The organism is Roseomonas aerilata DSM 19363 (genome assembly GCF_000711725.1).
Taxonomy (GTDB): Bacteria; Pseudomonadota; Alphaproteobacteria; order Acetobacterales; family Acetobacteraceae; genus Roseomonas; species Roseomonas aerilata.
Window position 1 is genome coordinate 23,223 of the sequence record NZ_JONP01000002.1, and the last position, 13,245, is coordinate 36,467.

At 69.1% G+C, this 13,245-nt stretch carries 9 protein-coding genes and 1 other annotated feature; of the genes, 4 read left to right on the forward strand and 5 right to left on the reverse strand.

Annotation, left to right across the window (positions count from 1 at the left end):
• Window positions 1–19 precede the first annotated feature (19 nt).
• Window positions 20–991, reverse strand: coding sequence for a Bug family tripartite tricarboxylate transporter substrate binding protein (locus BO39_RS03005; protein ID WP_043830299.1), 972 nt, complete (start codon window positions 989–991; stop codon window positions 20–22).
• Window positions 992–1,132: 141 nt separating this feature from the next.
• Here BO39_RS03005 and BO39_RS29595 point away from each other — a divergent pair, with 141 nt between their 5' ends.
• A complete protein-coding gene (locus BO39_RS29595; RefSeq protein WP_169742722.1) occupies window positions 1,133–2,569 on the forward strand; it encodes an MmgE/PrpD family protein in 1,437 nt (478 codons plus the stop codon).
• Window positions 2,566–3,531 (forward strand): Bug family tripartite tricarboxylate transporter substrate binding protein, encoded by a 966-nt coding sequence (locus tag BO39_RS03015; protein ID WP_043829989.1) that lies wholly within the window; start codon window positions 2,566–2,568, stop codon window positions 3,529–3,531. Before BO39_RS29595 ends, BO39_RS03015 begins: the two co-directional genes overlap by 4 nt.
• A gap of 61 nt (window positions 3,532–3,592) precedes the next feature.
• On the opposite strand, the gene BO39_RS03020 is transcribed toward BO39_RS03015, so the two are convergent.
• The 4 genes from BO39_RS03020 to hisD all read right to left on the reverse strand — a co-directional run bounded on the left by BO39_RS03020 (window position 3,593) and on the right by hisD (window position 10,916).
• Window positions 3,593–5,020: a SulP family inorganic anion transporter gene (locus BO39_RS03020; protein ID WP_211257378.1), complete on the reverse strand. Its 1,428-nt coding sequence runs from the start codon at window positions 5,018–5,020 to the stop codon at window positions 3,593–3,595.
• Between the two features lie 111 nt (window positions 5,021–5,131).
• Window positions 5,132–5,187 (reverse strand) — a sequence feature (sul1 is cis-regulatory element that is thought to sense ions involved in sulfur or methionine metabolism; They are found in Alphaproteobacteria).
• A gap of 296 nt (window positions 5,188–5,483) precedes the next feature.
• Window positions 5,484–6,335, reverse strand: coding sequence for an alpha/beta fold hydrolase (locus BO39_RS03025; RefSeq protein ID WP_052401389.1), 852 nt, complete (start codon window positions 6,333–6,335; stop codon window positions 5,484–5,486).
• A 548-nt stretch (window positions 6,336–6,883) separates the two neighbouring features.
• Complete coding sequence (locus BO39_RS03030) at window positions 6,884–8,950, reverse strand: methyl-accepting chemotaxis protein (protein ID WP_052401390.1); 2,067 nt, start codon at window positions 8,948–8,950, stop codon at window positions 6,884–6,886.
• A 670-nt stretch (window positions 8,951–9,620) separates the two neighbouring features.
• Entirely contained in the window at window positions 9,621–10,916 is a 1,296-nt protein-coding gene (gene hisD, locus BO39_RS03035; protein ID WP_043829991.1) for a histidinol dehydrogenase, read from the reverse strand.
• 168 nt (window positions 10,917–11,084) lie between these two features.
• Here hisD and BO39_RS03040 point away from each other — a divergent pair, with 168 nt between their 5' ends.
• Together BO39_RS03040 and BO39_RS03045 are read left to right on the forward strand one after the other, a co-directional pair.
• On the forward strand, window positions 11,085–11,633 hold the full coding sequence (locus tag BO39_RS03040; RefSeq protein WP_043829993.1) for a cupin domain-containing protein: 549 nt from the start codon (window positions 11,085–11,087) through the stop codon (window positions 11,631–11,633).
• Window positions 11,634–11,723: 90 nt separating this feature from the next.
• On the forward strand, window positions 11,724–13,214 hold the full coding sequence (locus BO39_RS03045) for a M81 family metallopeptidase (RefSeq protein WP_043829996.1): 1,491 nt from the start codon (window positions 11,724–11,726) through the stop codon (window positions 13,212–13,214).
• The last annotated feature ends 31 nt before the right edge of the window (window positions 13,215–13,245 follow it).

Below are 13,245 nucleotides of genomic sequence, written 5' to 3' on the forward strand. Positions count from 1 at the left end.
AGTTCCTGCGCCCCGCGCCCTAATCGGTGATCGAGATACCGAGCTGCCGCACGACCGGCGCCCAGATCCGTTCCTGCTCGGCGACGTCGGCCTGCGCGACCTCCGGTGTGGAGGCGATGACCTCGTAGCCGCGGTCCGCGAACCCCTTGGCGACATCCGGAACCCGCAGGACGGCGTTGAGCGTCGCGTTCAGGCGCGCGATCGTGGCCTCGGGTGTCCGGGCGGGCGCGAGCAGCAGGAAGCGCACGCTGGAGCCCGCGTCGTTCAGCCCCTGCTCCGCGGCGGCCGGAATCTCGGGCGCGAGCGCCGAGCGCTGCGAGCGGTGGATCGCGAGGGCCTTTACCTTGCCCTCGCGGATAAGCGGCAGGACGGAGCTGAGGCTGAAGGCGGCGAAGTCGATCTGCCGGCCCAGCAGGTCCGTTACGGCGGGCGCCGTGCCTCGATAGGGAACGTGCTCGGCGGCGATACCAAGTTCCCGCGTCATCCTCTCGGTGCCGAGATGCTGAGGTGACCCGATCCCGGCCGTGCCGAAGGTCAGTGGCTTGCGCCTTGAAGCCTGCACGAGATCCTTCAGGACCACGGCCGGAAAGTCGGGATGCACGACGAAGACCGTGGGCGTCTCGCCGATCATGCCGATGGCCGCGAAGTCCCGTAGCGGATTGTAGAGCAGGCCGGGCAGCATGTGCGGGAAGACGCCGATGATGGAGGCCTGTGCCAGCAGCGTGTACCCGTCCGGCGGCGCCTTCGCGACGCGGTCGTTGCCGATGCTGCCGGTCGCGCCCGGCCGGTTGTCCACGACCACCGGCTGGCCGAGCAGTTCTCCGAGCCGCTCGGTCATCAGCCGGATCAGCACGTCGGTGCCGCCGCCCGGCGGAAAGGGCACGACGATGCTGACAGGTTTGCTCGGATAGGCCTGCGCCCATGCGTCGGGGGCGAGAGCGCTGCAAAGGACGCCGGATGCCGCAAGTCGAGCCAGGGCGCGTCGGTACACGATGAACACCTCCTCCACTTTTTCCGTTGAACGGAAAGCAGTTCTGTTGAACGGCATGATAGATGGTGTTATGGGATGCGCAAGGAAGAATGCGGGCCAGCCCTCCGAACGGCCGGATCTGCGACCAACCGGGGGATCGACGTGGCATCGAGCTTCATCCTGCAGCTGTCCGCGGCGGTGCGCGCCAGTGACCGCGGAGAGGCCGCTCACCGTGATCTTCTCGGCCGGGCGATCGCGGACACGGTCGGCGTCGCGGCTGCCGGCTGGGCCGAACCTGCCGTCGCGGCTGCCACGCGAGCCTATGCCGGCGGGGCCGCCCGCTCCTGGTCTGGCAGCGCGCTGGAGGGCGAGGATGCGGCAGTCATGCTCGACGCCATCGCCGCGCACGCGTTGGACTTCGACGACGTCTATCTCGACAGCGCGACGCATCCGAGCGCGGTCATCCTTCCGGCGATCCTCCGTGCCGACCGCGACGACGATCCGGACGAGATTCTCGCCGCTTTCGCGGCCGGCCTGACCGCCGCCCTGGCCGTCGCAAGACGCGTCGGCCCCGGTCACTACCACCGCGGCTGGCACGGCACTGGGACGATCGGTGCCTTTGCCGCCGCCGCGGCGGCCGGACGCCTCCGGCGCCTTGACGAGCGGCAACTCGCCTCGGCTTTCGCCCTGGCCGCCGCGCAGTCCGGCGGGTTGCGGGTGAACTTCGGCACCATGGCTAAGCCGGCCCAGGCCGGGCTCGCGGCCGCGGCCGGCTTTCGTGCAGCCCGGCTGGCCGCTGCTGGCTTCGAGGGAAGCCCCGATGTCTTCGCACCCGGTGGTTATGCCGATCTCTACGGCACCGGGGACGGGATTGCCGACCTGAGCGGTGACGCCTTCCAGTCGCGGCCGGACCTCCTGGCCCTCAAGCTCTATCCGTGTTGCTACGCGAGCCATCGCCTCATCGGCCTTGCTCTCGATGCCCGCTCGGCGCTCGGGGCCGGGCTGACGGAAGGCGGCACCCGCTTCCGGGTGCTGGCCCCGAAGCGGAGCCTGGAGGTGCTGCGCTACGCCCGGCCGCGGAACGGGTTGGAAGCCAAGTTCTCCGGGCCTTACTGCATTGCCGCCACTCTGCTGGACGGCGCCCCCGGCCTCGGCCACTTCGACGATGCCGCTCCGCGCCCCGACATTCTCCCGCTCTTGGACCGCATCGACCTCTCCGAGGATCCGGCCCATGACAGCGGCGGGGACATCACCGCGGGCGAGGTCACGATGGAGGTACTGGACGGTGCGGGAGCGCGCATCGGCCGCTTCTCCCGCGGCGTGATCCCCGGATCGCCGCAGGATCCACCCTCCCGTGCAGCGGTGGCGGCCAAGCTGTCGGGCTGCCTGACCACGTTCGAGAGCGGCTTCGGCCGGCCATTTCCCCTTCTTGCGAAGATACAGGCCATTCCGGAAGCGGCGGCCTGGCTATGGCCCGACGAGGCGGATGGGAGGCGGGAACAGCCCGGGGCCAGGATGGCGGATACCGGCCAACTCACCGCTCCACCGGGTACGGCCGCGCGTCGGGAACAGGACAGGGTGGGGGGAGCGGCGCGATGAGATGGATCTCGATGCTGGCCGGCGCCGTCATGGCCGCCTGGTCGAGCCTGGCTGCCGCCGAGACGTATCCGGCGCGCGGCGTTCGCCTCATCAACCCGTTTCCGCCGGGATCGCCGGTGGATTTCGTGGCCCGCCTGGCTGCGGAGGAACTGCAGAAGGAGTTCGGCCAGTTCGTCATCGTCGAGAACCGGCCGGGTGCCGGAGGCACCATCGGCGCGAACTACGTGGCGAAGGCGAGGCCCGACGGATACACGCTCCTGGTCACCTCCGCATCGACGCAGGTGATCGCGCCCGTCGTGCGCGCCGAGATGCCCTACGACCCGGTCAGGGACTTCAGGCCGGTCTCCCTGGTGGCGCAGGGACCGGTGCTCATCGTGGCCCATCCCTCCCTGCCCGTGACGACGCTGCGGGAACTCGCCGAGCGAGCCAGGCAGTCGCCAGAAACCATCGCCTATGCGTCGTCCGGGACGGGGACCATCCTCCACCTCGCGGGCGAACTCTTTCAGGAGAGGACCGGCACGAGGCTCCTGCATGTGCCGTTCAACGGGGCCGTGCCGGCCTCGACCGCCCTGCTCGGCGGGCAGGTGCAGGTGATGTTCGACTCCATTTCGAACGCGGCCCCTCAGGTTCGCGCCGGGCAGATCCGGGCGCTCGCCGTGATGACGCCCAGGCGCTTCACGGGCTTGCCGGACGTGCCGACGGTGGCGGAAGCCGGGCTGCCCGGCCTGGAGTTTCCGGCCTGGATCGGCATCTTCGCGCCGTCGAACACCCCGGACGAGGCCGTGCTGACGATCGAGCGCACCCTCAGGCAGAGACTTGCCACTCCGGCGATGACGGAACGCATGCTCGGTGCCGGCCTCATCCCCGATCTCATCGGCGGCGCGGCGCTCGCCGCGGCCCTGCCCGAGCAGATCCGGCTCGTCGAGGGCATTGCCGCAGCGGCCGGGGTGCCGAAGCAGTAGGGCCACTTCGGCCCGGCCAAGCCCCGAGGCTGCTTCCAGCGGCGCCCGGTCGAGCGCGGCCTTAGCCGGGCCGGATGGTGGGGCCGAAGCGGTCCACGAGGGTGGCGCTTGCCGTGTTCAGCCCGACGACATCGACGGCCGCGCCGTGGCGCCGCAACTTGCTCACCACGTTCTCCAGCGCACCGACCGCCGTGACATCCCACAGATGCGCACCGGTGAGATCGATGCGCACCCGCTGGGCGGCATCCCGCATGTCGAACTCGTCGGCCATGATGTCGGCGCTGGCGAAGAAGACCTGCCCCATGACGCGGTAGGTCCGGGTGTCGGTGGCCGCTTCGTACTCGCTGCTCACGCTCATCAGTTGCGTGACCTTGAACGCGAAGAACACGCCGCTGAGCAGCACGCCGACCGTCACGCCGGCGGCAAGGTTGTGGGTGAGCACGGTCACCGCCACCGTCGCCAGCATCACCAAGCCCGACATCCGGGGCTGCCGCGACAGCTCGCGCAGCGAGGACCAAGAGAAGGTCTCGATCGAGACCATGATCATGATGGCAACAAGCGCGGCCACCGGCACCTGCGCCATCCAGGGGCGCAGCAACACCATGAGCACCATCAGGAACACGCCGGCGGTCAGCGTCGAGACGCGGCCGCGGCCGCCGAAGCGAACATTGCCCACGGTCTGCCCGATCATGCCGCAGCCGGCGATGCCCCCGAAGAAACCGGCCGCGAGATTGGCGAATCCCAGGCCGGCACACTCGCGCGCCTTCGAACTGGTCGTATCGGTCAGATCGTCCACCACGCTGGCCGTCATCATGGATTCCAGCAGCCCCACCGCGGCCATGGCCAGAGCGTAGGGAGCGATGATCGCCAGCGTCTCCAGGCTGAAGGGCACCTGCGGGAGGAGCAGAGAGGGCAGGGAATCTGGCAGACGACCGAGAGAGGCCACGGTCGTGACGGGCATGGGCACCGCCATGGTGAAGCCCGTCAGCAACAGGATGCAGATCAATGGGGAGGGAATGACGGTCGTCAGGCGCGGCACGAGATAAATGATGGCCAGACCGGCGCCGATCAGCGCGTAGGTATGCCAGGTGACACCCAGCATCTGCGGCAGCTGCGCCGAGAAGATGAGGATGGCCAGGGCGTTGACGAAGCCCGTGCGGACGGAACGGGATACGAAGCGCATCAGCACATCGAGCCGGAGAAGACCGAAAACGATCTGGAACACGCCGGTGAGCACCGTGGCAGCGAGGAGGTATTGCAGCCCGTGGCTCGCCACCAGGGCCGCCGCAACCAGCGCGACCGAGCCTGCCGCGCCAGAGATCATAGCCGGCCTGCCGCCGGCGAAGGCGATCACGACGCCGATGACGAAGGAGGCGAAGAGACCGACCTGCGGATCCACGCCGGCGACGAAAGAGAAGGCGATGACCTCGGGGATGAGGGCGAAAGTGCCGACCATGCCTGCGAGGACATCCTGACGCAGGCGGGCCATTCCGCTGAACCATTCGGTCCCGTCGTGCGAGGTGAGACGATTTTTCATGCAGAAGGTCCGCAACTGGCGCGGAGGAACACCGTGGGGTGCCCTCCTGGATCGCGTCTTGTGCGTTATCCGGCGGATCGGCGGCCGGAAGAGCCACCCGGAGTTACACCGGGTCCTGGGTGAATGACGCTATTATAGCCAGAGGAATGCTGCACTGCAACAAGTCGGGTAAGGCGGTACTTCGATAGGACCGGCGGATCTTCAGGTGTCCGCAAGCCCCGGGCTGCCCCCTAAAGGCGTGTCGCCAAGCCGTCCCTCACGCAGGTTGAAAGGAGCGAAACGGGTATCATGGGCGGCGCGTAGCCGAAGGTCTTCAGTTATGGCGGTCTCAGTTCCCCGGCCATTTACATCCGCAACGTTGGGCATACGAATCGGATAGCCCAGAACGAGAAGGAAAGCAGCCGAGTTTCATCCTCTAGTGGCGACGGAGGAAGTCCAGCACGGCGCGGTTGAACAGCTCCGGTTGCTCCATCGGCACCGAATGACCGGCGTCGGCAATCGCGACCCACTCGGCCTGCCTCATGTGGCTGACCCAGCCGCGCATGAGCGTTGGGGGCGCCAGGAGATCGGCGCTGGCGCTGATAACGAGCAAGGGCGTGCGGATCGCCTCAACCTTCGCGAAGGTGTTCGGCGTGCGCAGCGGCTGCGGCCGGGCACCTTTCTGCCGCGCGTTCTCCTCGGCCGCGAGCCAGGCAGCGGTGCGCTCGGGCTGGGTGGCGCGGAAGGAGGGGCCGATCTCAATGAAGCTCTCGGGGAGTTGGCGGAAACCCGGGACGTCGAGATTACGGGTCATCCGCTCCATCTCGGGCTCCGAGAAGGAACCGGTGCTGGCGGCGACGACGAGGCTGCGGAGCGTCTCCGGACGCCAGGCAGCGTAATCGAGGGCGACGAAGCCGCCGCCGGCCACACCGAGGAGGTGGAAGGGCGGAAGGCGGAGGTGATCGACAAGCGCGGCAAGGTCCTCGGCGACGCTGCCGGGCTGCGGGCCGCCGGGATCAGGCAGGCTGCGACCCCATCCGCGCCGGTCGAAGGCGATGACCCGGTAGCCGGCGGCAGACAGGGCCTCGAACTGCTCCGCCCAGCTGGCGCTGGTGCCGGTGTTGGCGTGCAGCAGGATAACGGGCGTCCCGCTCCCGCCGGTGTCGCGAACAAAGAGCCGGACACCGGGAAGCGCGATCCCGGTTCCGTCCGGCACGGCGCCCGCGCTGCGAGTGGCCAGCGTCGAACACATGGCGGCCAGGGCCAAGAGCAAGCGACGTGGCAGCATCGTTCAGATTCCTCCGTTACGAGCCATCCTGGGCAGAGGCTGGCGCATGGGCAACCTGCAAGGCATCCGGAAGCTCGCCGGCACCCCGGAAGTGCATCTGAGGCGTAGGATGGCGCCGGCCGCATCGACAGACGCAAGGTCGGAACGCATTGAGCCGACAAGCGACGCCCGTTCGGACAGGCTCATCCTCCAGGGCGGCTCACCCTCCCCCGAGCGTCGTCCATCGTTCCAGCTCGTGACGGGGTCAACAGCAGGGGAACGCCAAAAAGCGGAGAGCCGCAACAAACCGTCCCGCGGCCACTCACCAGGAGCCGCCAAGGCGGCTTACGGCCTCCTCGGCGGCCTGCATCGTGGCCGTGACACTCGCCCGGTAGCCGAGGAGGACCCGCAGCGAGACGCCATCTCCCACAACCGGCTTTCCACGACGACGCGGACGAAGTCGGGCGCCTCTGTCGGGATGAATGCCCGCCCTGATGGACTGCCGGGTGGGCCCCTGCACGGCGGCGTGGCCGCCACCAACGCCGAGGCGCCGGTCGCCTCTGCCGGGCTTAACTGGCCCGGATGCCAGCAAGGAAGGTATCGACCCGGCCCCGCAGCAGCTCGGATTGCTGTGCCAGATCTCCTGAGGCAAACCGAACTTGCTCAGCGGCAACCCCCGTTCGCCCGGCCCCCTCGGTTACGCCGGCAGTATGGCGCGACACCTCGTGGGTGCCCGAGGCGGCTTCCGCCACGGCCCGCCCGATCTCGCGAGTGGCCGCCGTCTGCTCCTCCGCGGCTGCCGCCACCTGCGTGGTGATCCCGCTCAGCTCCTCGATCGTACGCACGATATTCCCGATCGCCGAGACGGCCTCGCCCGTTGCGGACTGAATGGCGGTGATCTGGCTACCGATCTCCTCCGTGGCTCTGGCGGTCTGGGCGGCGAGTGTCTTCACCTCGGAGGCGACCACCGCGAAGCCCCGGCCTGCTTCGCCGGCGCGCGCCGCCTCGATCGTGGCGTTCAGCGCCAGTAGGTTCGTCTGGCCCGCGATGTCATTGATGAGCCGCACCACATCCCCGATCCGGGCTGCACCTTCTGCCAAGGCCTGCACGGCGCCATCGGTCGCCCGTGCATCCGCCGCCGCGCGCTTGGCGACCGCCGCCCCGTTCGATACTTGGCGTGACACCTCGGCGATGGAGGCCGCCAGCTCCTCGGCGGAGGCCGCCACCGTCTGCACATTCGCGCTCGCCTGCTCGGAGGCAGCCGCCACCGATGTTGCCCGCGACACGCCGTCCTGGGCCGTACCCGCCATCTCGCCCGCGGTCGCGTTCAGCTCCACTGCCGCCGCGGCCACCCCGCGGAGAACCTCCGCGGCGTCGGCCTCGAAGCCACGTAGCAGCCCATCCACCCGCGCCGCGCGCTCGGCCTTGGCGGCCTCCTCGGCCGCCTGCGCCGCAGCCAACCTGCGCGCCTCCGCCGCACCCGCGCGAAGGGTCTCGAGGGCTCCCGCCATCGCACCCAGCTCATCCGCCCGGTTGCGCCCCGGGATCGCGGTCTCGAGGTTGCCGCCGGCGATCCGCTCCACGCTCTGCGTCAGGGCCTGCAGCGGCCCGAGCACCCGGCGAAGCAGGACGGTGATGCAGAGCACCGTCAGGCCACAGACCAGCAGGGCCAAAGCCGCCGCGGTGAAGAAGGCAGTCCGCGACCGCTCGACCACCGAAGCGGCGCCCCCAAGCGCCTCATCGAGTGCCACGTCCCGCAGGCGCAGGATGTCCGCCTGCGCCGGGACAGACCAGGCCCGGTAATCCGCTGGCGAGAAGGGCCACCGCGGCGCCTGCCCGCCGAGCGCGCCGCGCGCCAGGGAGAGCATCTCGCGCCAACGAACCTCCGAGCCCTGAACGAATCTTCCCACCTGCTCCTGCAGCGCGGCATGCAGCGCGGCCGCGTCGGGCAGGCCTGCGATCAGCCTTCGCGTGCCGGCAAAGGCCTGCTCAGCGCGCCCGGTGAAGCGTAAGGCCTCCTCATAGACAGGCTGCTGAACCGGAATGCCGCTGACCCAGCCCGTGATCAGGGCGTTCCGCTGGCCCACGAAGTCGCGGATGTCCATCACCGCGGTCGCGACCTCGATCAGCAGAGCGGACCGCGGCGAGATCTCCGCCGTACGGGCGGCGCCCTCCGCCGCCAGCCGCCGCATCGCCTCGACGCCCTCGTTCCGCAACGCCTGGCTCGCCGACGGCAGGCCCTGGTCGCGCGCCTCCAGCGGCTTGGCCATCGCGCCCTGCGCACGGGTGCGGATCTCGGTAATCCGCGGCGCCAGTTGCCGAACCGCCCCTGTCTCAAGCTCGGCTTCCATCGCACTCGTCGAAGCCGCCAGGAGCAGGCGATCGGTGGCCGACGCCATCTCCCTCGCCTCTTCAAGGTTCGGGGCGGGCATCCTCAGCATCGAGACATAGCCGCCGATCTCGCTCGCGATCGCGGTCTGCGCGCGCTGGGCGTCGCTGACCGCGCGCGCGACCTTCAGCGCATCTCCCGCCTTCTCCCAGGATGACCATCCGGACCCCGCCAGCCACAGCGATGCGCCTGCCCCCGGAATGGCCATTCCACAGAAGCAGGCCAGGAAGAGGGTGCGGATGCGCATCTCGGGACACTTTCATCTTGGACCGGTATCGCAATGATAGTTCCACCATCCTAAACACAAGGCTAAAGCGCTCTGGTCCAGGCGTGCACAATGCAGGGCGCTGGCGCCCCTCTGACACCCCGGGTGAATCCCTATCCGTCGAGCCGCACCCCCGATGAGCGGATCACCTCCGCCCAGGTCGCGATGTCCCGGTGGACGCGGCCGACGAGTTGTTCGGAAGTGCCGGCCTCGAAATGGTGCTCAGCTGCGCGAATCGCTGTTGCACCGCCGTCTCCCGCGAAAGGATGCCCGGGCCCAGGCGATACTGGACAGGCTTTGGGCGAGCGATGGAATGGTTTTCGTGCGGACAGGGGAGATCGCCGACTGGTCCTCCGCGACCTGCCCGGCGGAGGGCGTGGGTGTTTGACCGCAATGCTACGCTCCTTGTGGCACACTGGCGGATTTCCAGCCTGCCGCGCTCCAGGCGCCTGATCCATCGCCCTGGCCGCGGCACCTGTGCACAATGGAAAAGCGGAATAAGGCCAGCAAAGCCAGATCTATGGCCCATGCACCTGGTCCAGGATCGGCGGTCCGCGCGGCAAATCCCAAGGCCCCCTTGCACAGGCCTCCTCCCGCTCCTCCCCTTCACCAGCGCTGCTGCGCGACGGAAGCAAGCTGCAGCCGATTGCTCCTAGGCAACTCCGGCGTAGTTGTGGCCGGTGCGGAACGCGGCTGCACGTCGGTGGCCTTCCAGGCCTTCGCGTGCACTCTGTCGCACGGCAGCCGGAGCGACAGCAGCCACCCCGCGCGCGTCGAGCCATTGATGCGTGCAAACCTTCAGGTAGGAGCCGACCCAGAGGCCGCCCGTGTAGCGGCCTGCGCCGAGCGTCGGCAGGGTGTGGTTCGTGCCGCAACACTTGTCGGAATAGACAACGCTCGCGAGCGGGCCGATGAAGAGCGATCCGTAATTGCGGAGCTTCGCCGCGGTGGCGTGCGGGTCGGCCGTGTGGACTTGCAGGTGCTCGGCCGCGATGCGGTCGGAATAGGCGATCATCGCTGCCTCGTCGGCGCAGAAGACGACCTCGCCATAGTCGCGCCAAGCCGGCCCCGCGACGTCCGCAGTGGGAAGGTCGGCGAGTTGGCGTTCTACCTCGGCCACAGTGGCCTCTGCCAGGGCGCGATCGGTCGTGATCAGGCCGACGCGCGTCATCACGTCGTGCTCGGCCTGCGCGAGGAGGTCGGTAGCGATCATCTCGGGGTCGCCCGTGTCATCGGCGACGACGTAGATCTCGCTGGGACCGGCAAGCTGGTCGATGCCCACCTTGCCGAAGACCTGGCGCTTCGCCTCGTTCACATAGGCGTTGCCGGGGCCAAAGATCTTGTCCACCGCGGGAACGGTCTCGGTACCGAAGGCCATGGCTGCAATGGCCTGGGCGCCACCGATACGGAAGATGCGGTCCGCCCCGGAGAGATGGCAGACGGCGATCATGTCAGGGTGCGCGGTGGGCGGAAGGCAGGCGATCACCTCTTCGCAGCCAGCGACCCGGGCAGGGACGATGGTCATCACGGGGGCGGAGAGCAGCGGATAGCGGCCGCCGGGTACGTAGGCGCCGACGCGGCGGATGGGGATGACGCGGTGCCCGAGATGAAGGCCGGGAAGCGGCTCCACCTCCAGCGGCAGGATCGTGCCGAGCTGGGCGGTCGCGAAATCGCGCACCCGGGCGATGGCGAACTCGGCATCGGCGCGCGCGGCGGGGTCCATCCGGGCAAGCGTCTCGGCCCGCTCGGCCGCGCTCACCTCGAACGCCGCCAGATCGGACCTGTCGAAGGCCGCGGCGTATTCCCGAACGGCGGCGTCGCCGCGGGTGCGGACGTCGTCCAGCACGGCCTTCACGGTGGCGCCGAGGGCGTCGTTGTCCTGGAAGGAGTCGCGGCGAACGGGCTTGATGAAGGTCAGGCCGGCGTTGGGCGTGTCGTGGGCAATCATTCGAGCCTCCGGTGGAGGGGCCGCGCGGGATGACCCAGGCGGGTGAGCCGGCCAGGAAACTGACCGGGCCGGACTGGAGAATGGCTCGGGCCAGGAGATGAGTGGAAGTAGGCGGCGGCGCCCCTGTTGATTATCCTCGACGGTCCTTGTGCCTTGAGGGCTAGAACGATGGCGATGGTCGGGGCGAAGCTGAAGGCGTTGCGGACACGGCGCGGGTTGGGAATGCGGGAACTGGCGGCGCGGTCGGGCATATCGCACTCGGCGATCTCGCTCATCGAGCGGGAGCGGATGAGCCCTTCTGTGGACACGCTCGGCGCCATTCTGGGGGCCTTGGGAACAACGATGTCTTCGTTCTTCGCGGACCTGGAGAGCGGCCTGCCGAGCCGCCCCTTCTACCGTGCCGAGGAGCTGGTGGAGATCGGGCGGCCCGATCGCATCTCCTATCGCCTGGTCGGAATGGACTACCCTAACCGGCGCATGCTGATGCTCGCCGAGCGCTACGCACCGGGAGCGACGACGGAGGCGAGCGTGGCGCACCGGGCAGAGGAGGCGGGGATCGTCACGCGCGGGGCAGTGGAGGTGACGGTGGGCGACCGAGCGGCGGTGCTACGCGCGGGGGACGCGTATTACTTCGACAGCCAGCAACCCCACCGCTTCCGCAATGTCGATCCAGGGATAAGCGAGATCGTCAGCGCCATCACGCCACCCACCTACTGATCCGGCGACTATTCTGCCCAGCCCGCACGCGGCGCTTGCGTCGGGCAGCCTGCCCGGTTTGTGCTTCCGGGCTGAGAACGGAGGCGGGCGATGGCGAAGAGGCGAATTCTGGCCGGCGGCATCGCTCAGGAGTCCCACAGCTTCAACCCTGTCCCCACCGGCCGGTCGTGGTTCAACATCCGCGCCGGGGCCGAGGCAGTGGAGGCGGCGCGCGGCAGCAACTCCGTGCTCGGCGGCATCGTGGACGCGGCCGGGGAAAACGGCGCCGAGGTGATCGTGCCGGTCATCTTCCGCGCCCAGTCCGGTGGTCCCGTGGAGGAGGCCGTCTTCGCCGAGATGCGCGACCGGATGTGCGAGGCGGCGCGGCGCGGCGATTTCGATGCCATCGTGCTGCCGCTGCATGGCGGAATGCTGACGCCGAGCCTGGAGGACCCCGAGGGCGCGCTGATGGTGGCGCTGCGCGAGATCGTCGGCACGGAAGTTCCGTTGACCGCCGGCTTCGACCTGCACGCGCATGTCACGCCGGCGATCCTGGCGCGCTGCGACCTGCTGGCGGGTTATCTCACCAACCCGCACGGCGATCAGGGCAGCACGGGGCGGCGCGCGTTCCGTGCGGCGCTGGACATGCTGGATAGGCGGCTGCGGCCCGCGCTGGCGGCGGTGCACCTGCCGATGCTCACCCTCGGCAACGACCGCACGGACGAGGAGCCATTGCTCTCGCTGCATGCCCGTGCCCGCGCCGCAGTTGAGGCTGGCGCTGCCTATGACGTCTCGATCTTCAACGCGCAGCAGTTCCTGGACGTGCACGGCCTGGGCCAATGGGTGCTGGCCTACGGGAACGGGACGGCGCCCGATGACCTCGCCCTGGAGTTGGCGGGAACGCTCTGGGACCGGCGGCGGGAGCTGATCGGAACCTATCCCTCCTTGGACGAGTACCTGAACCGTGCGGCGCGCGGGACGGAGCGGCCTCTGATCCTCGGCGACCAGGGGGACCGCGTGGCAGGCGGCAGTCCCGGCGACGGAACCTACGTGCTGCGGGCATTGCTGGCGCGGGACGACCTGCCACCTTCCGCCGTGCCCGTTGCGGACGCCGAGGCGGCCGGGGCGTGTCAGGCGGCCGGGCCGGGGGCCACGGTCACGCTGACCGTAGGCGGGCGATACTCGACCGTCTCTCCGCCGGTGACGGTCACGGGGGAGATTGTATCGGCCGGCAACTCGGCGGAGGTGGTCTATGATGGGCCGGCGGACGCGGGCTATCGGGCCAGGCTGGGCGGCTACGCCGTGCTGCGCGTGGGCAAGGTGCATCTCGTCCTGACGGACCAGCCCTATTCCTACCTCGACCCCGGCTACTTCAGGGCCATGGGCGTCGATCCCGCGCGGATGGGGATCGTGATCACCCGCTCCGGCTATCATTTCACCCTCAACTACGCGGCCATCGGCGAGTGCGTCACGGTGGATACGCCGGGCATGACCTCCTATCGCGTGGGGGAGCTGCCCTTCGCCAAGGCGCGGCCCTTCTTCCCGCTGGACGATGTCGATTTCACCCCGCGGCTGCACCCGAAGGGCAGCGCGATGCCCTGAAAGTATCTTGCATCGGTGGCGCGGCTCTTGC